Source organism: Sorangium sp. So ce363, assembly GCF_051520435.1.
GTDB lineage: Bacteria > Myxococcota_A > Polyangia > Polyangiales > Polyangiaceae > Sorangium > Sorangium cellulosum_B.
This window is the reverse complement of the sequence record NZ_CP150333.1, coordinates 6201048-6223460: the sequence shown is the minus strand read 5'-3', so window position 1 is coordinate 6223460 and position 22413 is coordinate 6201048. Positions and strand designations below refer to the sequence as shown.

Here is a 22413-nt window from a genome sequence, read left to right as displayed (position 1 = left end):
TTCACCGCCTCCCTCCCAGCTGCGGAAAGGCCGACAGACCCTTTCCGCGAAGGCCTGTTGTGCCGGGCGGAACAACGTCAAGCGGGCTGAAGGTTGGGACGCGACGAATTAGGGGGAGGCTCACCGAGCGTGTTTTGGAAACAGCCGCGAACCTGGAAATACCGAGAACGTCGTGCTCCCGCCGCGAGTCAAGCCCTCTTGGCGAAATCCCGCATGAACGCCGTGAGGCGCTCTACCGATGCAACGGGTACTGCGTTGTAGATCGAAACCCGGATACCCCCGGTCGACCTGTGTCCGGCGAGCCCCACCATACCCTCCTTTGCGGCCTCGGCGACGAAGCGTTTTTCCATCTCCTCGCTGGCCAGCCGGAACACCACGTTCATGAACGAGCGGCTCTCCTTCTCGACCGGCGCCCGGAAGACGTCCGGGTGCGCGTCGATGGTTTCGTACAGCAGCTCACCCTTCTTGCGATTCCGTCGCTCGACCTCCTCGAGCCCACCGATCTCAAGCGTATACGCGAGCACGTTGCGCATGAGGTAGATTGCGAATGTCGGAGGTGTGTTGTAGAGCGAGTTGTTGGCAGCGTAAGTGGCATAACGGAAAATGACGGGAATGTCTTTTCGCGCGCTGTCAACGAGATCCTTGCGGGCGAGCACGACCGTGATCCCGCTCGGTCCGATGTTCTTCTGGGCACCGGCGTAAACCAGGGCAAACCTGGAGATATCCATCTTCCGCCACAGGATGTCGGACGACATATCCGCGACGAGCGGCACGTCGCCCGTATCGGGCAGCCAGTGCCACTGCGTGCCGAACAGCGTGTTGTTCGTCGTCATGTGGACGTAGGCGGCGTTCGGATCGAGGGAGAGCTCTCCCTGGTGGGGGATGCGGGTGTACCGCTTGTCGACGGCGGTGCTCCCGGCCACGTGCACCGTCCCGACGCGCTTCGCCTCCTCCAGGGCCTTCTCCGACCAGCCGCCGGTCAGGATGTAGTCGGCGCTCCTGCCGGGCGGCAGGAGGTTCATCGGCACGACCGCGAACTGCATGGCCGCGCCGCCCTGCATGAACAGCACGTGGTAGTCGTCCGACAGGCCGAGCAGCTGCCGGAGCAGCGAGATCGCCTCGTTGTGCACCGCCTCGAACGCCTTGCCGCGGTGGCTGTGCTCCATGATCGACATGCCCGTCCCCTCGAAATCGAGGAGCTCGCGCTGCGCGCGCTCGAGGGCGGGGAGGGGGAGCCCGGCAGGGCCGGCGTTGAAGTTGTGGACACGCGCCATGGTGCTTCTCCTGAGGTTCAAGTCGGCGGTTCCTGATGCCGCCGTGTCGGCCGTATACCACGGGGGGCGCCGCCTCCGCCGGACGGGCCGAGCAGGAGCGCCGCCGCGGCGGATCGCGCCGCGCCGGGCCCTTCGCCTCGGACCTGCCCGCGGCCGCGATCTGGGCTAAATTCACCGCACCGGAGGGCGAGTGATGCTGGTGACCCGCGAAGAGATGGCGTTCGATTTCCAGGGCGCCAGGCTCGATCCCGTCAAGGACAAGGACGTGATCGTCTGGGCCGTGCAGCAGTTCCTCTACGGGGAGATCACCGGCGTCCAGATTGGGCACTGGCTCTACAACGCCCCCGACCTGGAGTCCGCGCGCTTCCTCGCGCGCCAGGCCGTCGAGGAGTTCCAGCACGTCGGCAACTTCCTCCGCATCCTCGAGATCCTGGGCGCGCCGCCGGACAAGGCCGCCTGGAGCGTGCGCTTCCTCGCGACCGGGCTGATGGGCGGGGACTGGGCCGAGCACGTCGCCCTCGAGATGGCCCTCGGCGAGGGGCTCGTACTCCAGGCCTTCTACGCGATGATCGAGACCGTGGATGAGCCGGAGATCGTCGCCATCCTGAAGCGCGGCGTGCGGCAGGAAGAGCGGCACGTCGAGTTCGGCGAGCAGCAGACGAGGAAGGCCATCGCGGGCAGGCCGGCGCTCCGGAGGCGGCTGCTCGGCCTCGCGCTGGTGTCGCTCTGGGGCGTGTCGCGGCTCGAGGCGTTCATGAAGAAGCGCCTGCCGATGGACCACCCGGCGCTCAAGCGCCTGCCCGATCTGGTGCGCCACACGGTGCGGATCGCGGAGCTCCGGCTCATGCGGATCGGCCTGACCGAGGCGCCGATCTCGTCGATGTCGTCCGGCCGCAAGCTCGCGCTGGTGGCGGAGGCGTACGGGGGCAAGCTCGCGCTCGGCCTCGCGTCGTGGGTGCTCTCGGTGCTGCTCTTCCCGCTCCGGCTGCTCGGCCTCGCGGGGCCGAAGCGGCTGACGGACACCTACCTGAGCGATCCCCTGGTCGCGCGCGGCGGCCGCCTCGGCGCTGGCGCGGAAGCTGGCGCGGAAGTTGGCACGGAAGACGACCCCGGCGGCGCCGGTGAGCAGGCGGGCCCGGGCGGCAGGCAGGCGGGGCACGGCGCGGCGGCGCGCGCCTGAACGCGAGGTGGAGCGTGGCTGACGGCGAGGACGAGGAGCGAGCCACCCGCGCCGGGGCGACCGGCGCGGCGGGGCCTCCCGGGGCGCGCCCTGCCCTCTCGCCCGCGTTGCCCGCGTCGCGGGAGCTGCCGCTCTTCGCCGAGCTGCCCGAGCTCTCGGGGCAGGTCCCGTGGCGCCCCCTCGCACACGCGCCGACGCCGGTCGTCCCGTGCGCCGCGATCGAGGGGTACCTCGGGCGCGGCGGCGTCTGGGTGAAGCGCGACGATCTGATCTCGCCGCTCTACGGCGGCAACAAGGTGCGTCGCTTCGAGTTCCTGCTCGCCGACGCGGAGCGGCGCGGCGCGAGGACGCTCGTCACCGTCGGCGGGCTGGCGTCGACGCAGGTCACCGCCACGGCCCTCTTCGGCCGCGCGCTTGGCTTCGCCGTCACCGCGGTCCTGTTCGATCAGCCGATCACCCGGTTCGGCCGCGGCGCGCTCCTCGCCGACGCGGCCAGCGGCGCCGAGCTCGTCCACGGCGGCGGCTACGCGACCACCGCGGTCCGGGCGATCCGGGCGCTGCGCCGGGCCGACCGGCCGTATTTCATCCTGCCAGGCGCCTCGTCCGCCCTCCCGTGTCTCGGCTACGTCGACGCGATGCTCGAGCTCGCGGAGCAGGTCCAGCGCGGCGAGGTCCCCCGGCCCGATCGCATCGTCGTCCCCTCGGGGACGGGCGGCACGCTGGCGGGGCTCACGCTGGGCGCCGCGGTGCTCGGCTGGCCGACCACGATCGTCGGTGTTCGCATCACCGAGCGCATCGCGTCGAACCGCGCCGTCGTCCGGTACGAGATCGGCAGCATGAAGCGCCTGCTCGCCCGGCGCGCGCCGCGCTTCACCCGGCGTCGGCTCCCGCCGGTCCGCTTCGAGATCGATCACCGCGCGATCGGCCCCGGGTACGGCATGCCGACCCCCGCGTCCATCGCCGCGATCCCCGAGGTGGAGCGGCTGATCGGCGTGCCGGGGGAGGTCACGTACAGCGCGAAGGCGCTCGCCGCGCTGCGCGGGATCGCGCAGGAGCGCCCGCGGGAGACGATCCTCCTCTGGCAGACGCTCTCGAGCGCGCGACCGCCGCTCGCGGAGGGCGGAGCGGCGGCGCTCCCGCCGGCGTTCGCGCGGTTCTTCGACGGGGAGATCGCGTACTGAGGGCGCGGCGCGTGGTCGACGCGCCGCGCCGTGGCGTCACTTCAGGCGCAGGCTGTTCACGAGCTTGTCGAAGTCGGCGCGCGCCCCGGTGACCGTCTTCTCGGGGCCGGTCATCTTGAAGAACCAGAGCCCGCCGGACGGCGTCTCGGCGATCGCGCCGAGGAGGGCATGGTTCGGCTTCGGATCCGAGGCAGGCATGCCGGGCATCCCGGAGCCGGCGAACGTCCCCTTCACCTCGACGATGGTGACCTTGAGATCGCCGGCCTTGAGGTCGGTGCGCTTGGGGGAATCGTCGCTCTTCTGGGAGAACTGGCCGGCCCAGCGCGTGATGTTCGCGTCCACGCTGCCGCCCGCCTGGCTCACGCTGAGCTCGGCGTCCTCGGTGTCACCGGCGGCGCGCTTGATCTTGTACGTGGCCTTGCGCATCGTGTTGGGGTTCGGCGCGCTCTCGAAGCTCGCCGGGGCGTCCCACGCGAGATCGCCGCCGCCCGCCTGCTGGCCGCTGGCCGGCGCCGGCTTCGGAGCGGGCGTCGCCTCGGCAGGCGCGGCGGGCTTGCTGGTCGCCGGCGCCTCGGGCGCGGATGTGGCTGTCGGCTCGGGGGTCTTCGAGCACGCCGCGGCGAGCGCGGCGACGAGCGGCAAAACCATGGCGGAGCGGAGCTTGATCATCGTGGGAGGCCTCGGCGGGGTTCGCGGCGACTGTAGTCGCCGTGCCCGCGGCCTCAAGCCGGATCGGACCGCGGCGAGCTCCCGGCGCGCTCTTGCCGGAGGCGCCCGGCGGGTCGTTCAGCCGCGCGCATTGCCGTGATACCACCAAAATACAAATACATGGACCCCACCTTCCGGCGCGCGTTCAACGCTGCCTTCGGGCCGTCGACCTACGCGGACTACCTCGGCCGGCTCGAGCGGCGGCTCGGGTGCGCGATCCCGTTCCGCGTCGCCGAGACGCCGCTGTTCCTGCCCCACAGGCTGCGCGACGACCTCGAGCGCTCCGCGACGGAGATCGTGCGACAGATCTCGAGCCCCGCGCTCATCGCGCAGATGAAGCGCGCCATCCCTGCGCACCTCGACGTCCCGGGCATGGATCCGCTCCCCAACTGCGTGCAGGTCGACTTCGCGATCGTGCGCGGCCCGGACGGCGGGCTCACGGGCAAGGTGGTCGAGCTGCAGGCGTTCCCGTCGCTCTACGCGCTCATGCTCGTCCAGGTCGAGGTCATGGCCGAGGTGCTCGCCGGGATGCCGGGCCTCGACCGGCGCTGGTCGTGCTGCTTCGGGGGCCGGAGCACCGCGGACGTCCTCGCGCAGCTTCGCCGCGCGATCCTCGCGGGAGAGCCCGAAGAGTCGGTGGTCCTGCTCGACCTCGCGCCGGAGAAACAGAAGACGTACCCCGACTTCGTGGCGACGAAGCTGCTCGTCGGTGTCGACGCCGTCTGTCCGACGGCGCTCGTCCGGGAGGGGGACCGGCTGTTCCGCCGCGTCGGCGGGCGGCTCGTCCAGGTCCGCCGGCTGTACAACCGCGTCGTGTTCGACGAGCTCGAGTCGAAGCGGGTCGAGCTCCCGTTCCGGTACGGCGATCCGCTCGACGTCACGTGGTGCTCGCACCCGAACTGGTACTGGACCTGGTCGAAGTACACGCTGCCCTACATCGATCACCCCGCGCTCCCGCGGGCGCGGACGCTGAGCGCGCTCGAGGGCGCGCCGCTGGATCTCGAGCGCTACGTGCTCAAGCCGCTGTTCTCCTTCGCGGGCTCCGGGGTGAAGGTGGATGTCACGCCCGAGGACATCGCCGCGATCCCGGCGGGGGAGCGCTCGGGCTGGCTGCTCCAGGAGAAGGTCGCGTACGAGCCGGCGCTCGCGATGCCCGACGGGAACGGGGTGAAGGCCGAGGTGCGGATGATGTTCCTGCGCGCGCCGGACGAGCCCGAGCTCTCGCTCGTCCTCAACCTGGTGCGGCTCTCGCGCGGGAGGATGCTCGGCGTCGATCAGAACCGCGACCTGACCTGGGTCGGCGGCACCGTGGGGATCTGGCCTGTCGACTGAGGTCGCGCGCAGGTGATGAGCGCGCGCCACGCGCCGGGGACGAGCGCCGCCGCGGTCGTGCGCTCAGGCGATGAGCGCGATCTGCCACGCGCCGAGGACGAGCGCCGCCGCGGTCGCGCCCAGCGCGACCTGGACGACGGGGCGCCGCGGCGCGGGCCGGTTGCGCAGCGAGAGGCCGGCGACGACCCCGATCGCGGCGCCGCTGAGCAGCCCGAAGGCGTGCGCGCCGAGATCGGAGCGTGGGCTCGCGCCGAGGGCGCCGAGGAGGGCGAGGCCTCCCACGAGCGGCGCGACGAGGTGGAGGAGGTGGCGCTTCTCGCCGCTCTCCTTGTCGTGCGCGCGGTCGAGCATCAGCTGCGTGGCGGCGAGCAGCCCGATCGCGCCGAACACCGCGGTGGAGGCGCCGATCGAGGCGTGGTGCTGGCCCATGCTCTGGTGCCAGAGCGCGTTCGCGAAGTTCCCGATCGCGCCCGAGGCGACCACGGCGAGCGCGGCGCCGCCCGGCCCGAGGCGGCGCTGCACGGCGGACGCGAAGACCGTCCCGGAGATGACGTTGCCGAGCACGTGGGCCGAGTCGGCGTGCAGCGTGAGCGCGGTGATGGCGCGCCACGGCTCCGGTCCCACGACGAGGTCGGCGACGGACGCGCCGCGCTGGAACCAGCGTCCGCCGCCGCTCGCGGGCCCGGTGACGAGGAAGAAGAAGAGGGCGAGCGCGGCGAACGCGACGCCCGCGACCATGGACGGAGGGTGCCGCAGCCGCTCGCGCGGGCGGAGCGGGGGCCAGTTGCGGTTCTCCGCTTCGTACCGATCGATCGAGCCCGCGGCGAGGGCGTAGTCCTCGTCGCGCACGAGGAGCACCCAGCCCGCCGGCGTGTACCGCACGGCGTGCCAAAGCTCGCTCGACTGGAGGACGAGGGCCCACTCGCGGATCTTGCGCTCCGGCATGACGGGGCCGATGGCCGTGAGCCCGAGGCCGTGATTTTCCGCCTCTCCGGAGGTGGGATCGCCGTTCTGGATCATCGCCGCCCTCTCGCCGCGCGCCGGCGGCAGGATCGCGATCGGGACGAACGGCTCGCCAACTGCATCTCGAACACAGACACGGTTCTGTTCGCCCACGGCGGGTCCTCCACGGTTCGTCGACCCAAGGTTCATCGAAACGTGCGGATGAGCCCGGAAGCTGTCAACGCCGGGTCTCCGGGAGCCTGACCGTCTCGTCGTCACGCCGAGCCGCGGCGCTCCTTGCCGGTTGCCGGCTCTGTGCGCGCGCTGCGCGGCCGGGCCCTTGTGCGCGCGCCGCAGCGGTGGCAGTGCGTGGTTGTGTCGACGGCCATCACGCAGGGCATCCGGGTCACCGTCTCGACGGTCTACGTCCCCACGCAGTCATCCCCGACGGAGCACCGCTACGTCTTTGCTTACACCGTGCGGATCGCGAACGAAGGCACCGAGCCCGCCCAGCTGAGGACGCGGCACTGGATCATCACGCACGGCAGCGGGAAGGTGGAGGAGGTGCGCGGCCCTGGCGTCGTCGGCCAGCAGCCCTCGCTCAAGCCTGGCGAGCACTTCGAGTACACGAGCGGTTGTGTGCTCGAGACCCCGCGCGGCACGATGCGCGGCACCTACCAGATGCACCGCCCTGACGGCCGCGTCTTCGACGCCGAGATCGCGTCGTTCACCCTGGCGATGCCGCACTCCCTGAACTGACGCCGCCCCCGTTACCCCCCAACCCCCCTTGGAAGAGCCAGCGGGGAGGGGGTGCCCGTGCGCGCGGGCGGCGGGGTAGGGCCCCACGAACCCGAGCGCCGGCCCGCATCGCAGCCTATCGCTCCCGACCCGCCTCTCCCGCACCCACGGCAATCGCCTCCCAAAAGGCGCGAGTTCGTGGGAGGGGCCCCCGCCGCCCGCGCGCACGGGCACCCCCCTCCCCGCTGGCTCCGTCGCTGCCGTCCTAGCCGACGGCCTCCGGCTCGACCGCCGCCCCGTTCGCCTTCGCCTTCTCCGGCCCCCCCCCGTTCGCCGCCGAGAACTTGAACGTGAACTCCCCGCCTTCGAAATCGACGGCGACGTTCCCCCCGTTCTCGAGGGCCCCGAAGAGCAGCTCGTCCCCGAGCCGCCGCTTGATGTCGTTCTCGATGACGCGCCCGAGCGGCCGCGCCCCGTTCGCCGGATCGTACCCTCGCGTCGCGAGCTCCGCCCGCGCCCGGTCTGTCACCTCGACCGTCACCGATCGATCCGCCAGCATCGCCGCGAGCTCGCCGACGAACTTGTCCACGATGCTGCCCATCACCGACGGATCCAGCGCCCGGAACATGATGCGCGCGTCCAGCCGGTTCCTGAACTCCGGGCTGAACGTGTTCTTGTAGGCCTTGTCGTCGTCGCCCGCCGTCCCTCGCTCGCCGAAGCCGACGCGCGCCTGCGCTAGCTCCCGCGCGCCCACGTTGCTCGTCATGATCAGCACCATGTGGCGGAAGTCGCTCTTCTTGCCGTTGTTGTCGGTCAGCGTGCCGTGGTCCATCACCTGGAGCAGGACCTGGAACACGTCCGGGTGCGCCTTCTCGATCTCGTCGAGCAGCAGCACCGCGTGCGGCGTCTTCGCCGCCGCCTCCGTGAGCAGGCCGCCGCGGTCGAAGCCGACGTAGCCGGGCGGCGCGCCGATGAGCCGGGAGACGGTGTGGCGCTCCTGGTACTCGCTCATGTCGAACCGCAGGAACCCGATGCCGAGCGCCCTGGCGAGCTGCTTCGCGAGCTCGGTCTTGCCGACGCCGGTCGGGCCCGAGAACAGGAACGAGCCGATCGGCTTCTCCGGCGCGCGCAGCCCCGCGCGCGACAGCTTGATCGCCGACGCGAGCTGCTTCACCGCCTCGTCCTGGCCGAAGATCACCGAGCGCAGCGACTGCTCGAGATCCTTGAGCTGCGCCTTGTCCGACGTCGACACCTGGCGCGGCGGAATCTGCGCCATCTTCGCGACGACGAGCTCGATGTCCGCCGCCTCGACCGTGTACCCGTCGCCGTGGCGGAGGCGCGCCGCCGCGCCCGCCTCGTCGAGCAGATCGATCGCCTTGTCGGGCAGCCTTCGATCTTGCAGGTACCGCGCCGACAGCTTGGCCGCGGCCTCGATCGCCTCGGCCGTGTACGTGATCTTGTGGAACTCCTCGTAGCGCTTCTGCAGGCCCTTCAGGATCTGCGCCGTCTCGTCGACCGAGGGCTCCGACACCTCGATGCGCTGGAACCGCCGCGCGAGCGCGCTGTCGCGCTCGAGGTGGCCGCGGTACTCCTGGAACGTCGTCGCGCCGATGCAGCGCAGGCGGCCCGAGGCCAGCGCGGGCTTGAGCAGGTTCGACGCGTCCATCGTCCCGCCGCTCGCGGCGCCGGCGCCGATGATCGTGTGGATCTCGTCGATGAAGAGGACCGAGCCCGGCTGCTTCTCGAGCGCGCGCAGCACCGCCTTGAGGCGGTTCTCGAAGTCGCCGCGGTACTTCGTGCCGGCGAGGAGCGCGCCCATGTCGAGCGCGTAGACGGTCGCGTCCTTGAGCGGCGCGGGCACGTCCTTCTTCTCGATCCGCTGCGCGAGCCCCTCCACGATCGCCGTCTTGCCGACCCCGGCGTCGCCGATGAGCAGGGGGTTGTTCTTGCGCCGCCGCGCGAGCACCTGGATCGTGCGGGCGACCTCGTTCTCACGGCCGACCAGCGGATCGATGCGGCCCTCGGCCGCCTCCTTGTTGAGGTTCGTCGTGAACGCCGCGAGCGGATCCTTGACCGGCTGCGCGGCGCCGGGTTCGCCGCCCTCCTCCGGCGGCTCCTCCCGGAGGCCGTCGTCCTGGCCCGTCTTCGAGATGCCGTGCGAGATGTAGTTCACGACGTCGAAGCGGCTGATGCCCTGCTCGCCGAGGAGCGTCACCGCCGGGCAGTCGCGCTCGGCGAACATCGCCACCAGCACGTTCGCCCCCTTGAGCTCCTTCTTGCCCGAGGACTGCACGTGCATCGCGGCGCGGCCGACCACGCGCTGGAACCCGAGCGAGAGCGTCGGGCTCGTGTCCGCGTCCTCCGGCAACACCTCGATCTCCTCGTCGAGGAAGCGCTCGAGCTTCTTCTTGAGCAGCGGGGTGTCGCCCCCCGCGTGCCGGAGGACCTCGGCCGTCTCCTCGTCGAAGAGCAGCGCGTAGAGCAGGTGCTCGATGGTCACGAACTCGTGCCGGCGGCGCGAGGCCTCCCGGGTGGCGAGCGAAAAGGCGATCTCAACTTCGGGGCTGATGCGCATGGTCATTCCGGCTCGGCGGTCAACCGAAGGGGCATCGCGTGCTCCTTGGCGAAGTCCTGGACTTGGGCGACCTTGGTCTCGGCGACATCCTTCGTGTACACGCCGGCGACCCCGTGGCCGCGATGGTGCACGCTCAGCATGATGTGCGTGGCCTCCGTCTCGGTGCGGTGGAAGAACTTCATGAGGACGAGCACGACGAACTCCATCGTCGTGTAGTCGTCGTTGTGGAACACGACCTTGTAGCGGCGGGCCTTCTCGACCTTCCGTTCGCGCTCGGTCGCGAGGTCGCCCTGCTTGTCTTCTCTTTCCTCAGGATCGTTCGGCATAAATCCGTCGGGAAGGATAGCAAGAGCCCCGCCCCGGCGAGCGGCCGACGAAGCTGGCTCATGCCCCGGAAGCATGCTCCGCCGCGGCGCCCTTCGCCACGCGCGGGCCTGGATTTTCCGTCCGCCGTGGCGCCCGGCTCATGGAACCGGGCCGAGGGTGCTGTTGGGTTCGTTCGCGGGCGCCGGCTTGGTCCGGCTGGCTCCGGCCGGCGGGGCGCCGCCGCCCCGCCGCAGGCGCGCGAGCGGCCCGCGGCGGAGGGCGCGCCGGCGCCGTCAGACGAGCGACATGGCCGCGCCGAGGTCGATCTCGACGGGCGTGAGGCCCCAGATGTCGCGCGCGTACTCGCGCACCGTGCGGTCCGAGGAGAACTCGCCCACGCGCGCGATGTTGAGCGCGGACTTGCGCAGCCAGCTCTGCCGGTCGGCGTAGGCCGCCTCCACCTCGCGCTGACAGGCGGAGTAGGCCTTGAAGTCGGCGAGCATCATGTACTCGTCCCGGCCGAGGAGCCGGTCGAGCAGGGGCTGGAAGAGCTCGCGGTACTCCGGGGAGAAGAAGCCCGACGAGATGAGCTCGACCACCTCGCGGAGCTCCGGGTCGGCGGCCACCGCGGTGCGCCCCTCGAAGTGCTCGCTGCGGCGGGCGATCACCTCGTCGGCGGTCAGCCCGAACAGGAAGAAGTTCTCCGGGCCCACCGCGTCGCGGATCTCGATGTTCGCGCCGTCGAGCGTGCCGACGGTGAGCGCGCCGTTCAGCGCGAGCTTCATGTTCCCGGTGCCCGACGCCTCCATGCCCGCGGTCGAGATCTGCTCGGAGACGTCGGCGGCGGGGATGATGCGCTCGGCCAGCGAGACGCGGTAGTTCGGCATGAACGCGACCCGGAGCCCGCTGTGGCGCCGGTCGCCGTTCACCACGTAGGCGACGGCGTGGATGAACTTGATGATGAGCTTCGCCTGCCGGTAGCCGGGCGCCGCCTTGGCGCCGAAGATGAAGGTCCGCGGCATGATCTGCTCGCCGCGCTTCTGGCGCAGGTAGAGCGCGACGATGTGGAGCGCGTTGAGCAGCTGGCGCTTGTACTCGTGGAGGCGCTTGATCTGGACGTCGAAGATCGAGGAGGGGTCGACGTTGATGTCGAGCTCCTGCGCGATGACCTTCGCGAGCGCCACCTTGTTCGCGCGCTTCACCGCGGCGATCCGCTCGATGAACTCCGGGTCGTCGAGGTGGCGCTCGAGCTCGCGCAGCCGCTCGAACTCCGTCACCCACTTCGGGCCGACCTTCTCGGTGACGAGCGCGGCGAGCGCGGGGTTGCAGGCGAGCAGCCACCGCCTGAACGTGACGCCGTTCGTCTTGTTGTTGAACCGCTCGGGCCAGAGGTCGTAGAAGTCGCGGAGCAGGTCGCGCTTGACGAGCTCGGAGTGGAGCTTGGCCACGCCGTTCACCGAGTGCGAGCCGACGACCGCGAGGTGGGCCATGCGCACGTGGCGCTCGTGGCCTTCCTCGATGAGGGACATCCGCGCCACGCGGTCCTGGTCCTGCGGGTGGGCGTCCATGACCTCGCGCAAAAACCGCCGGTTGATCTCGTAGATGATCTCGAGGTGCCGCGGCAGGAGCCGCTCGAAGAGCGCGACGGGCCAGCGCTCGAGCGCCTCGGGCAGCAGGGTGTGGTTCGTGTACCCGAAGGCCCCGACCGTCTGCTTCCACGCGTCCTCCCAGGCGAGCAGGTGGTCGTCGATGAGGACGCGCATCAGCTCGGCGATCGCGATGGCGGGGTGGGTGTCGTTCAGCTGGATCGCGTTCTTCTCGGCGAAGCGCGAGAAGTCCGGGTGGACGCGGTTGTAGCGGTTCACGATGTCGGCGATGGAGCAGGCGACGAAGAAGTACTCCTGCCGGAGGCGCAGCTCCTTGCCCTTGTCGAAGTTGTCGTTCGGGTAGAGGACCTTGGAGATGACCTCCGACTGGTTCTTCTCGTGGACGGCGTGCACGTAGTCGCCGGCGTTGAAGAGCTCGAAGTCGAACTCCTCGCCCGCGCGGGCCGACCAGAGGCGGAGGGTGTTGACGGTGTTCGACTGGTAGCCCGCGATGGGCGTGTCGAACGGGACGCCGATGACCTGCTCGGAATGGCGCCAGACCACGCGGAAGCCGCCGCGCTTGTCGGGGACGCGCTCGGTGTAGCCGCCGAACGAGACGGGGACGGCGTGCTCGGGGCGCTCGATCTCCCAGGGGTTGCCGAAGCGGAGCCACTCGTCGGCGCGCTCGACCTGGTAGCCGTCGCGGATGACCTGCTCGAAGATGCCGAACTCGTACCGGATGCCGTACCCGTAGGTGGGCAGGCCGATCGTGGCCATGGAGTCGAGGAAGCAGGCGGCGAGCCGCCCGAGGCCGCCGTTGCCGAGCCCGGCGTCGGGCTCCTGCTCGACGAGCTCATCGAGGTCGAGGCCGAGCTCGCCGAGCACGGTCTTGTAGCTGTCGTAGATGTCGAGCGCCTGCAGGTTGGCGACGAGCGCCCGGCCGAGGAGGAACTCTGCGGAGAGGTAGTAGCCGCGCTTGACGTCCTGCTCGTAGTAGGTGTGCTGCGTCTTCGTCCACCGGTCGACGAGGCGGTCGCGCGCCGAGAGGGCGAGGGCGACGTACCGGTCGAACGACGTGGCGGACATGGACTCCCGGGCGCGCGAGTAGTGCAGGTGATCGGCGAAGGCGCGGCGCAACGCGATCGGGTGCATGCCGGTGCGGGCGTCCGGCGCCGGGTTGCCGCGGAAAAATGCGGCGGGGGTGTCGCGCTGCTGGGCGTTGCCGTCTCTCTGGGCGGGGGTTTCTCTCTGACGGTTGGGATCGGCGTCGATCGGGTTGGCCATGGCGGCGCACTTTAGACGGATCTGGCCCGCGCTGGTTGGCTGCGCGACGTGCTCGGATGAGGTTCCGTGTGGGCGTCGGTTGCCGATGATCCCCGGGTCAAATTGTGGTAGTAACGGAATCCAGTCCGGCGACCTGGTACGGGGCGAGCGCTGTCAGCCGGTGCTGCGGCAGAGCGGCGGGATAGCCGACGGCTGGCGGGGCGCGGCGCGGCGGCGTGAGCGGCGGCGGGCTCACGCTCGCTGACGCGGGCGGCCAGGTGCGTCGACCCGCTCCGACAGTGACGCCGGGACGCGCTCGCGTCGTCTCAGCGCGGGCAGCCGCCGAGCAGCGGCGACCCGAGCAGATCGAGCTGCTCGACCGCGCGCTGCGGCCGGCGCGCGCGCAGGCCCGCGCCCGTCCCCGGGGCGGCGCTCCAGGAGCTCGCCCGCAGGACGAGCTCCTCGCGGAGCGCCACGAGCTCGCGCGACGGCAGGGTGCTCGTGTCCGTCACGAGCCGCGCTCCGTCACGGTAGCCGGTCCACACGGTGTAGCCGTCCCGTGTGACCTCGATCCCGAACCTGGGGCCATAATCCGTGATCTCGTAGCTGCGCCCCAGGGCCAGGAAGCTCCACTTCTTCATCGCGACCGTCTCGCCAGTGTCCGTCGAGGCAGCCGGACCGGCCAACAAACCGGGGGGCGGGCCCCGCACACCGCGGCCCACGGGCGTGATCCGCGCGGAATCCGCGAGGAGTCCGGGTCACCCGGGCCCGCGCGCCGGAGCGGCGCACCCACACGAGCCTCCTTCTCCAGCCGCTTCGCTTCGCGAGGTGCCTGACGTCGTGGGGTACCTGTCGTGATGGCGGACCCACGCCATCGTGTAAGGGAGCGCGGCCTCGTCCCGGCCGAGGGGCGTGAGATCCAGGTAGTTGTAGGTGCCGATCAGGACATCGAGCCCGCGCGCGTAGGTCGAGTAGGTGTGGAAGACCTCGTCGCCGTCGCGGGCGAAGACGCTCAGCCCAGGGGCCTCAGGGAAGGGGGAGCTCGCCTTCTTGAAGTTGTACTCCATATCTCCTCGAGCGCGCTCCTCCTCACGGAACGAGACGTGATAGTCATAGTTGAAGTCCGTCTCGTCCGAGGAGACCCACGGGAACGTCCAGCCCATTCGCGCCTTGAACGCCTCGAGCTTGGCGAGCGGCGCGCGGGAGACGGCGCAATACGCCGTGTCGCGGGCGGCCAGGTGGACGTGGCCACCCTGGATGTTGTCGGCCACGTACGAGCAGCTCTTGCAGCCCTCCTCCCAGCTCGGCGCGAACATGAAATGGTAGACGAGGAGCTGCCGGCGCTCGCCGAAGAGCTCGCGCAGCGTCAGCTTGCCTGAAGGGGCGTCGAACACATAGGCCTTGTCGACCCTCACCCACGGCAGCTCGCGGCGCGCGGCGCTCAGCGCGTCGCGCCGCCGGTCGTGCTCTTTCTCTCTCTCCAGCAGCGCGAGGCGCGCCGCCAGCCACTCTTCCCTCGAAACGACCTTGGCGAGGCTCATCGGCGCTCTCCCTTCGACGCGGGGGCGCCCGCGGCGCTCCTGCCATGGTTCCGGCTCCGGAGCTTCTTGACGGCGATCGCCGTCACGGCGCCGGCGGAGGCCGCCTGGGCGAGGACCCATCCGATGGACGCGAGGCACGCAGGGCACATGGGGATCTCCTCCTGTGGGCGGCGCGCGCGGCATCTCGCCGCGCCAGCCGCTGACCCGTGGAAATGACCACGGCGCCCCTGGCCGCGACAGCAACATCGATGTCGCGATCCGTTGGCGCGCGCCGCCGGGCGTGCGACGCTGCCGCGATGGATGCGACGGCCGAGATCCCCGCCGAGCTCGGCGCGCTGGCGGCCCGCTCGCTCGCGGCGGGCGACGCGCTCGACGCGCTGAACGTGGTCGGCCCCTTCGGAGGGCCACACGCGCTCGCGCTCCGCGGGATCGCGCTCGCGCAGATGGGCGCCTATCCGGAAGCGAAGGCCGCGCTCGGCCGCGCCGCGCGGGGGTTCGCTGCGGCGGGCGCGGAGCGCGCCCGGGCGCGATCGAGCGCGGCCCTCGCGGAGATCGCGCTCGCGCAGCGGGAGATCGGCGAGGCGTGGCAGGGGCTCGTCGAGGCGGGCGACGCCCTCGAGCGCGCCGGCGATCTCACGAACGCGGCGTGGGCTCGCCTGGGCGCGGCGCGGGCCGCGCTGCTCGAAGGCCGCGTCGCCGAGGCGGAGCGGGCGCTCGCGGCCGCCGAGGCCACGGTCACGAGCGACGCGCCGGTGTTCACCAGGGCTGCGCTGGCGCTCGTGCGCGCCGAGGTGCACGCGCGGCTCGTGCGCGCGTCCTCGGCGCGACGCGCGGCCGAGCAGGCCGCGGCGTGGGCACGGGCGAGCGGACATCCGCTGCTCATCGCCGAGGCCGAGCGCTTCCTCCGCGCGCACGACGAGCCCGTGGCGCGCCTCGTCCAGGGCGGCCGCGACGAGCCCGTGCGTCTCGCCGACGTCGAGGCCCTGGTCGCCGCGCCCGCGGGGCGGGTCGTCGTGGACGCGCTCCGCCGCCGCGTGCTCGACGTCGGCGAGGTGCGGGCCGACCTCGCGCGCCGGCCGGTCCTGTTCGCCCTGCTCGAGGCGCTCGCGCGCGCTCACCCGGCGGCGATCGCGAGCGACGACCTCGCGCGCGCGGCGTTCGGCGTTCGCGCGGTCAACGAGTCCCACCGGCGGCGGCTGCGCGTCGAGGTGGGGCGCCTGCGCGCCGAGCTCGGCGGCGTCGGGGTCGTGCGCGCGCTCGGGAACGCGTACCGCTGGGAGCTTGGCGCGGGCGTGGAGGTGGTCGTCCTCGCGCCGCTCGAGCCGGGCGACGCGGGCGCCATCCGCGCGCTCCTCTCGGACGGCGCCGCGTGGAGCGCCTCGGCCATCGGCGCCGCGCTCGGCAAGAGCGCGCGCACGGTGCAGCGCGCGCTCGCGGAGCTCTCGCTCGCGCGCGCTGTCGAGGTCACCGGCAGCGGCCCCTCGCGGCGCTACGCGAGGCCCAGAGCGGCGCTGTCGATCGCGTCACAAATGTTGCTCCTCGGGCTCGCGCTCCCTGGTTGAGTGCGCGGGGCGAGGAAGGAGTGGACCGTGAAAGCCCGACAGGCCGAGATCATCGCGGAGCGCACGTTCGAAGGGGTGGAGTCGATTCACGGGGTCGCGTTCGACGGACAGGCGGTGTGGTTCGCGCACGGCGATCGCGGAGACCTCATGTCCGCCGAGCCCGAGAGCGGCCGCGTGCTGCGTCGCCTGAAGGCGCCCGCCAGCGCGGGGGTGGCGTTCGACGGGCGCCACCTGTGGGTCGTCGGGGGCGGCAGGATCCGGAAGATCGATCCCGCGAGCGGGGCCGCGGTCGGTGAGGTGCCGGGCTTCGACGCGACGCCCGTGAGCGGGCTCGCGTGGGCCGACGGCGCGCTCTATGCGGGCATCTACCGCGAGCGGAAGATCCTCAAGATCGATCCCGAGCGCGGGGCCGTCCTCCGCACGCTCGTCTCCGATCGGCTCGTCACCGGCGTCACGTGGACCGACGGCGATCTCTGGCACGGCGTGATGTGCGAGGAGGAGGGCGCGCCGTCGGAGCTCCGCCGCGTCGATCCCCGGAGCGGCGAGGTCCTGGACCGGCTCGCGCTGCCGGAGAGCGTGCGCCTCTCCGGCGTCGAGGCGGATGCGAGCGGCCGCCTGTGGTGCGGCGACCCGGCGACAGGCAGGCTCCGCGCGGTGAAGAAGCCGCGAAAAGCGGTCTGATTCACCCTGGGTTCGACCTGCCGGGCGCAGCCGGCCAGGGTTTCGAGACAAACTTACAGCATGAGTGGCACTGCACCGACAGGGAACGGCTGGGTCGCTGCGCGCGGCGATGATCAGAACCGAACCCTTCGGGAATGTGAAGGCGCGTAAGGCGCGGATCGAGATCCATTCGAGGGGACCGTTCTGCTCGGCTCTGGATGGGTCGTCTTGCGCAGCGGGACCTTCGCCATCCACTGCAGCGTAACAATGATGCTGTAAGATGGTAGGTGGCTTCGGGCGGTTTGATTTGCGGACAGCGTTGGACTTCCAGCCTCCTCGACGGGAGCGGTCTCGATCGGCGCCGCGCACCCATGTGGAGATCCGATATGCGTTTTCGCTCTTTGGGCTGGATCTTCGTTTTGGGTTCTCTGGCGCCCGCCTGCACCGGGCAGCTCGGCGATCCGTCCTCGGGCGCGGCTGGCGGCGAGACCGGCGGCGACGTTCCCCCGCCGCAGGCCGACGGGAGCTTGCCGTACGCGGCGCCCACGCCCGCCTCCGCGGCGCTGCGCGCCCGCACATGGCTGCTCACCCCGGAGGAGTACGCTCGCTCCGTCCAGGGCTTGCTCGGCGTGTCGATCGACATTTCGGACATGGAGCCCGTGCCGGACAACGGCGTCTATCCGAACATGTCCACCAGCGGGCTCGTCCGCGTGACCCTGGCCGAGCAGTACGCCGCCAAGGCCGAGGCCGCGGTGCTCGCGCTCGGCGATCGGCAGCTCAGCGCATTGATTCCGTGCGGCAAGGTCGACGCGACGTGCAAAACGGACTTCGTGCGCGCGGCGGTCAGCAAGGCGTTCCGGCGGCCCGCGACGGCGGAGGACCTGACCAATTATGGCGAAGTGTTCGATCTCGCCGCCGAGTCCGGGGATCCGGCGCTGCCGTTCCGCTGGGTGCTGAAGGGCGTGCTGAACTCGCCTTATTTCTTGTACCGGACCGAGATCGGCGCGCCGAGCGATGAGGCGAAAGCGGCGTTCCGGCTGACTGACCACGAGATCGCGACCTTCCTTTCGTACAGCGTGCTCGGCGAGCCGCCCTCTGCGACGCTGGTCGCCGCCGCCGATCGCGGCGAGCTGGCCGATCCCGCGCTGCTTCCTGGCCACATCGACCAGCTGCTCTCGACGCCGGGCGCCGCCGACCAGCTCGGTCACTTCCTCGTCCAGTGGTTGCGGTTGCACACGTTCGAGGCCGAGGTGGAGAAGTTCGAGGACGTGTTCCCCGGCTTCGCCGATGTGAAGGGGACGATGTTCGCCGAGACGCAGCGCTTCCTCCGCGCGAACGGAGGCATGGAGGGCTCGATCGCGAGCCTGCTCACGGCGCCTGTACCCGAGGTCGATCCAGCGCTCTCCGCGTTTTACCGCAGCGACGCCTCGGGCGCGACGGACACCGCGCGGAGCGGCCTGCTCTCCCTCGGCTCCGTGCTCTCCAAGACCGCCAAGCAGTACCTCACGTCCCCGACGCTCCGCGGCCTGTTCATCCGCGATCAGCTGCTTTGCCAGCACATCACGCTGCCCGAGAACTTCACCCCGCCGCCGATCGAAGAGAGCGAGCTGCGCATGACCCCGAAGACCACGCGCGAGCTGTACGAGACGCACAACGCGCAGGCGGTCTGCGAGAGCTGCCACGCGCTGATCGACGGCGTCGGCTTCATGCTCGAGAATTTCGACGGCGCGGGCCGCTATCGGACGCTCGAGCAGTACAGGAGCCCGTCGCTCACCGCGCCCATGGCCGCGCCGCAGCCGATCAACGCGGTGGGGTGGCTGCTGAACACCGACGTCGACGGGGAGTACGACAGCGCCGCGGGGCTGGGAGAAGCGCTGTCGCGCAGCACCTGGGTCCGCGAGTGCCTGGCGCGGCAGGCCTTCCGCTTCTATTTCGGCCAGGTCGAGTCTGCGCGCGGTATTCCGCCGGTCGTGCAGGGCACGGCGGCGCTGGATCGCACCGGTCTCCTGCGCGACCTGCTCGTGGCGCTCCTGTCTTCGCCGAGCACGCTGGAGCGCGTGCGCGACTAGCTACGGCCATCGAGGTTCGAACATGCCCAGGCCCTTCGACGTATCCAGACGAGACATCCTGAAGACGGCGGCCGGCGCGATCTTCCTGGCGCCGCTGCTGCGCCACCGCGAGGTCGAGGCGCAGACCGTCGTGCCCAAGCGGCTGGTGCTGATCTTCACGCCCGACTCGCACCCGCCCGAGTGGTGGCCGACCGGCAGCGGGTCGACGTTCCAGCTCCAGGAGCCGCTCGCCGATTTCCGCGGCCTCGAGAGCGACATGTTGTTCTTGCGCCGGCTCGACCATGCCTGGACGGTCGGGAATCACCACGAGGCGGGCATGGCGCAGCTGTTCACGGGCGCGCGCTTCATCGACGAGAGCTCACACCACGCGAACGGTCCCTCGCTCGATCAGATCCTGCTCAAGAGCTCCGACCTGCGCGGCGGCACGCCGCTCGCGAGCATCCACCTGTGCGTCGCCGATCGCGGCGGCGCCGACAAGCGCCATATCATCTCGTACAGCGGCCCCGGCCAGCCCATGACCCACACGGCCGACCCCGCGCGCGCGTTCAGCACGATCTTCAGCGGCGTCACCTTCGACGGCGCCGCGCCGACGCCCACGCCCGGCGGTATGCCGGACGCCGTCGCGGCCGCGAAGCGCAAGGCCGACCAGCGGATCCTCCAGATCAACACGCGCGAGCTCAAGACCATCCAGGGCTTCCTCGGCCAGGCCGAGCGCCAGAAGCTGGAGCTCCACGTGGAAGCGTTGTTCGAGCTCGAGAAGCGCATCGCGGGCATGGGCGGCGGCACGTCGGTCCCGGCCGGCGCGGCGTGCGAGCGCGCGGACACCTCCGGCTACAACGGCAGCACCAACAACGCGACGACGATCACGCGCTGGGCGCAGATCCAGGCCGACATCATCGTGAGCGCGTTCACGTGCGATCGCACGCGGGTCGCGGACTACCACTTCAGCTTCTCCGGCGGCCACCACGAGGGCCTCCTCGGCTTCGGCCAGAGCTGGCACGACGTGGTCGCGCACGTCAGCCGCACGAACGACAGCGTCAGCGTCGGTGGTGAGTCGATGACCACGCGCCAGGCCTTCATGCTGTTCGATCGCTTCTGGGCGAGCCATATCGCGTACCTGGCGAAGAGGCTCGCGGGCATCCGCGAGGGCAGCGGCACGATGCTCGACAACACGATCCTGCTCTGGGGCGTGGAGAGCGGCACGAACCACAGCCACAACCCGCGGGACATGCAGTACCTGGTCATCGGCGGGAAGAACCTGGGCGTGAACGTGGGCCAGTACATCAACAACACCACCGCGCAGAGCTCGAACAAGCTGCTCACGTCCGTGATGAACGCGCTCGGCCACGCCGCGACCGGCATCGGCATCGAGCCGAACTGCGGACCGCTGCCGGGCTTTCTCGCCTGAAACCCGCTCGGGGGCGGCGCTGGCTCCACACCGTCCTCTCTCGAGCGAGAGACCGGGAACAAACCGCCAGGGCGCCGTGTTCCGTCGGCCATGGCGCGACGTGTGATGGGCTGGGTCCTGATTCTGTTCACGCTGGCCCTGGTGGGGTGCGATCATGCGACCAAGGCGGTCGCGCAGGCCGCGCTCGAGCAGCGAGGTCCCCTGTCGATCGTGCCGGGGGTGCTCGATCTCCGCTACGCCGAGAACCGCGACATGGCCTTCAGCCTGCTCCGGGGCATCCAGTCGCCGGCGAAGGTGGCGGTCCTCCTGGTGTGCTCGATGGTAGTCCTCGGCGTGGTGCTCCTGGGCTGGTGGAGCAGCCGCCGCGCGTCGCTCACCGAGCAGGCCGGGTACGCGCTCATCGTCGCCGGCGCGGTCGGGAACGCGATCGATCGCGGCGTCCGCGGCTACGTCGTCGACTTCATCCACCTTCACCGCTGGCCGGTGTTCAACGTCGCTGACATCGCCATCGTGGCGGGCGGGATCCTGCTCGGGATCGCGATGTTCCGGCGCGCTCGCCAAGAGCCGCGCGAGGTGTCCTGAGCTTCGCCTCGTGAGACGGTCTCGCCCGAGCACGCCGGCTCCACGAGCAGCGCGGCCAGCGGCGGCAAGACCTGGAGGAAGAGCATGCGCGCCGCATGTCTTCCGGTCCGGTGTCTGAGATATCTCGAGAAGATTGGCCGCCCGGTAGCGCCGCTGGGCTCAGTTACAGAGCAGCCTCTTCAGCTCATCCGTGGTCTTGGGCTTCGCGCCCGCCAGGGCGGCGGAGGCGATCTGCTGCGTTTTCTTGGCCCTGGAGCAATCGTCAGGCCCGTTGGGCGCCTGCTCCAGCAAGGGGCCGAGCTTCTCCGTGGGACCTTTCGCGCGCTTCTTGATGCAGAGCACGGGCTCGCCTTCGTGAACATAGTACCGGCGCTGCGTGACGCTGCTCGTCGTCGCCGGCTTGTCCGGCGTACCCCTCGTCCCGTCAAAGGCCCAGGATCCATCGTCGTGCAGCGCGAAGACCAGCTGGCCCTGGTCGTAGTAGAACTGGTACGCCGACTCGCCGTGCCCCGCGTCGGCGGCCGCGATCTCCGCCTTCTGGATCGCGCCGTCCGCCTGGTACAACCGGAGCTCGCCGCGTCCCTCGCCGCCGGCGCACTCGAAGCGGAGCTCGCTTCGCGTCAGGTCCTTGCGGGCCTGGATGTCCTGATACCGGGCCCTGATCTTCTGGATCCGCGGATCGTCGAGGCTCGCCTTGGAGCCGCCGGCGGTGTCCGTGGCGGACTGGGGTGCTGCCGCGGGCGCCGGGCTTTCTGCGGCGGAGGTGCCGGCCGGGGGCGTGGTCGCGCCGGGCGCCGGAGCTCGGCCTGGTTCTGCAGGAGCCGCGGAGACGCTCGCCGACGGGGTGGGAGAAGGCGGGCTACACCCGATGACGGCGGCGACGAGCAGGGCGATGGAGGATCGGCTCATGAGGACCCAGAACGCTTGGTGCGACCGTCCCATTCGGCGGGCCGGGTTACCCGCCCTTGCGTCGAAACTCCACGAAGAACCGCACCGGGCCGTCGGGGTCGACGTGGTGTAGCACCTCGGGGGCGACGATCCCTGGGCTCTCTGGATCGAGAGAGAGCTCTCGACCGCCGAGCCCATCGATCCGGTAGCGCAGCTGCCCCGAGATCACGTGGATCACCCCCCATACGCCGGGCTTGGTGGAATGGTTCTTTCGCAGGCCGGAAGGGATCGTGACCTCGTCGAACTCGGCCGTGCGCTTGTACGCGACCAGCCCGTCGGGCATCTCGAGCCGATCGCAGCGCACGCAGTCGAGCTCGGTGCCGAGCATCGATGCGCGGCCCTCGGACGTGACGACCCAGGGGCGCGAGAAGAACGGCGGCTTGTGCCGGACGTGCTGGCCATGTCCACAGCTCAGCTCGGCCACCCAATCGTTCACATCGTCCTGGTGGTAGCCTGTGATCGATCGACGCATCGTCTCGATCTACTGACCGTCTTCTGGATGTTTTTCCACTCGATCTGCGTGCAGCGTGTCCGGAGCGAGCTGCGCCTGCGCATCGT

At 70.7% G+C, this 22413-nt stretch carries 20 protein-coding genes; 9 read left to right on the top strand and 11 right to left on the bottom strand.

Annotated features, from left to right (window positions below):
- Positions 1 to 188: 188 nt before the first annotated feature.
- Positions 189 to 1274, bottom strand: coding sequence for a 3-phosphoserine/phosphohydroxythreonine transaminase (serC, locus tag WMF12_RS23290; protein ID WP_437873692.1), 1086 nt, complete (start codon positions 1272 to 1274; stop codon positions 189 to 191).
- Between the two features lie 193 nt (positions 1275 to 1467).
- Here serC and WMF12_RS23285 point away from each other — a divergent pair, with 193 nt between their 5' ends.
- Complete coding sequence (locus WMF12_RS23285) at positions 1468 to 2454, top strand: ferritin-like domain-containing protein (protein WP_437873691.1); 987 nt, start codon at positions 1468 to 1470, stop codon at positions 2452 to 2454.
- 14 nt (positions 2455 to 2468) lie between these two features.
- Entirely contained in the window at positions 2469 to 3635 is a 1167-nt protein-coding gene (locus tag WMF12_RS23280; protein WP_437747822.1) for a 1-aminocyclopropane-1-carboxylate deaminase/D-cysteine desulfhydrase, read from the top strand.
- 36 nt (positions 3636 to 3671) lie between these two features.
- On the opposite strand, the gene WMF12_RS23275 is transcribed toward WMF12_RS23280, so the two are convergent.
- On the bottom strand, positions 3672 to 4304 hold the full coding sequence (locus WMF12_RS23275; protein ID WP_437873690.1) for a hypothetical protein: 633 nt from the start codon (positions 4302 to 4304) through the stop codon (positions 3672 to 3674).
- A 159-nt stretch (positions 4305 to 4463) separates the two neighbouring features.
- Between WMF12_RS23275 and WMF12_RS23270 the strand changes: the two genes are divergently transcribed.
- On the top strand, positions 4464 to 5675 hold the full coding sequence (locus WMF12_RS23270) for a hypothetical protein (RefSeq protein ID WP_437873689.1): 1212 nt from the start codon (positions 4464 to 4466) through the stop codon (positions 5673 to 5675).
- Positions 5676 to 5738: 63 nt separating this feature from the next.
- On the opposite strand, the gene WMF12_RS23265 is transcribed toward WMF12_RS23270, so the two are convergent.
- Positions 5739 to 6791, bottom strand: coding sequence for a rhomboid family intramembrane serine protease (locus WMF12_RS23265; RefSeq protein ID WP_437873688.1), 1053 nt, complete (start codon positions 6789 to 6791; stop codon positions 5739 to 5741).
- Positions 6792 to 6992: 201 nt separating this feature from the next.
- On the opposite strand from WMF12_RS23265, the gene apaG reads away from it, so the two are divergent.
- Positions 6993 to 7376: a Co2+/Mg2+ efflux protein ApaG gene (gene apaG, locus WMF12_RS23260; RefSeq protein WP_044965505.1), complete on the top strand. Its 384-nt coding sequence runs from the start codon at positions 6993 to 6995 to the stop codon at positions 7374 to 7376.
- 244 nt (positions 7377 to 7620) lie between these two features.
- Here apaG and clpA read toward each other — a convergent pair whose 3' ends face one another.
- From clpA to WMF12_RS23230, 6 genes are all read right to left on the bottom strand, one after another.
- The gene (gene clpA / locus WMF12_RS23255; protein WP_437747818.1) at positions 7621 to 9936 is read right to left on the bottom strand and encodes an ATP-dependent Clp protease ATP-binding subunit ClpA; all 2316 of its coding nucleotides are present in this window, start codon (positions 9934 to 9936) and stop codon (positions 7621 to 7623) included.
- Complete coding sequence (gene clpS, locus WMF12_RS23250; protein WP_272093285.1) at positions 9933 to 10256, bottom strand: ATP-dependent Clp protease adapter ClpS; 324 nt, start codon at positions 10254 to 10256, stop codon at positions 9933 to 9935. The genes clpA and clpS overlap by 4 nt, the downstream gene beginning before the upstream one ends.
- Before the next feature lie 273 nt (positions 10257 to 10529).
- Positions 10530 to 13106, bottom strand: a complete 2577-nt coding sequence (locus WMF12_RS23245; RefSeq protein ID WP_437873687.1) for a glycogen/starch/alpha-glucan phosphorylase — start codon at positions 13104 to 13106, stop codon at positions 10530 to 10532.
- Between the two features lie 305 nt (positions 13107 to 13411).
- Complete coding sequence (locus tag WMF12_RS23240) at positions 13412 to 13726, bottom strand: hypothetical protein (protein ID WP_437873686.1); 315 nt, start codon at positions 13724 to 13726, stop codon at positions 13412 to 13414.
- 117 nt (positions 13727 to 13843) lie between these two features.
- A complete protein-coding gene (locus tag WMF12_RS23235; RefSeq protein WP_437873685.1) occupies positions 13844 to 14626 on the bottom strand; it encodes a DUF899 domain-containing protein in 783 nt (260 codons plus the stop codon).
- Positions 14623 to 14775, bottom strand: coding sequence for a hypothetical protein (locus tag WMF12_RS23230; protein WP_437873684.1), 153 nt, complete (start codon positions 14773 to 14775; stop codon positions 14623 to 14625). Before WMF12_RS23230 ends, WMF12_RS23235 begins: the two co-directional genes overlap by 4 nt.
- Positions 14776 to 14874: 99 nt before the next feature.
- Between WMF12_RS23230 and WMF12_RS23225 the strand changes: the two genes are divergently transcribed.
- From WMF12_RS23225 to lspA, 5 genes are all read left to right on the top strand, one after another.
- Positions 14875 to 16188: a helix-turn-helix domain-containing protein gene (locus WMF12_RS23225; RefSeq protein WP_437873683.1), complete on the top strand. Its 1314-nt coding sequence runs from the start codon at positions 14875 to 14877 to the stop codon at positions 16186 to 16188.
- 27 nt (positions 16189 to 16215) lie between these two features.
- Positions 16216 to 16869, top strand: a complete 654-nt coding sequence (locus WMF12_RS23220) for a Vgb family protein (RefSeq protein WP_437873682.1) — start codon at positions 16216 to 16218, stop codon at positions 16867 to 16869.
- Between the two features lie 398 nt (positions 16870 to 17267).
- Complete coding sequence (locus tag WMF12_RS23215; RefSeq protein WP_437873681.1) at positions 17268 to 18917, top strand: DUF1588 domain-containing protein; 1650 nt, start codon at positions 17268 to 17270, stop codon at positions 18915 to 18917.
- 22 nt (positions 18918 to 18939) lie between these two features.
- A complete protein-coding gene (locus WMF12_RS23210; protein WP_437873680.1) occupies positions 18940 to 20325 on the top strand; it encodes a DUF1552 domain-containing protein in 1386 nt (461 codons plus the stop codon).
- A gap of 105 nt (positions 20326 to 20430) precedes the next feature.
- Complete coding sequence (gene lspA, locus WMF12_RS23205) at positions 20431 to 20907, top strand: signal peptidase II (protein WP_437873679.1); 477 nt, start codon at positions 20431 to 20433, stop codon at positions 20905 to 20907.
- Positions 20908 to 21066: 159 nt separating this feature from the next.
- Here the strand turns inward: lspA and WMF12_RS23200 are convergent, their stop codons facing one another.
- Positions 21067 to 21816: a hypothetical protein gene (locus WMF12_RS23200; RefSeq protein WP_437873678.1), complete on the bottom strand. Its 750-nt coding sequence runs from the start codon at positions 21814 to 21816 to the stop codon at positions 21067 to 21069.
- Between the two features lie 46 nt (positions 21817 to 21862).
- Positions 21863 to 22327 carry a DUF3565 domain-containing protein gene (locus tag WMF12_RS23195; RefSeq protein ID WP_437873677.1) on the bottom strand — a complete coding sequence of 155 codons (465 nt, stop codon included), beginning with the start codon at positions 22325 to 22327 and terminating at the stop codon, positions 21863 to 21865.
- Positions 22328 to 22413: the final 86 nt, after the last annotated feature.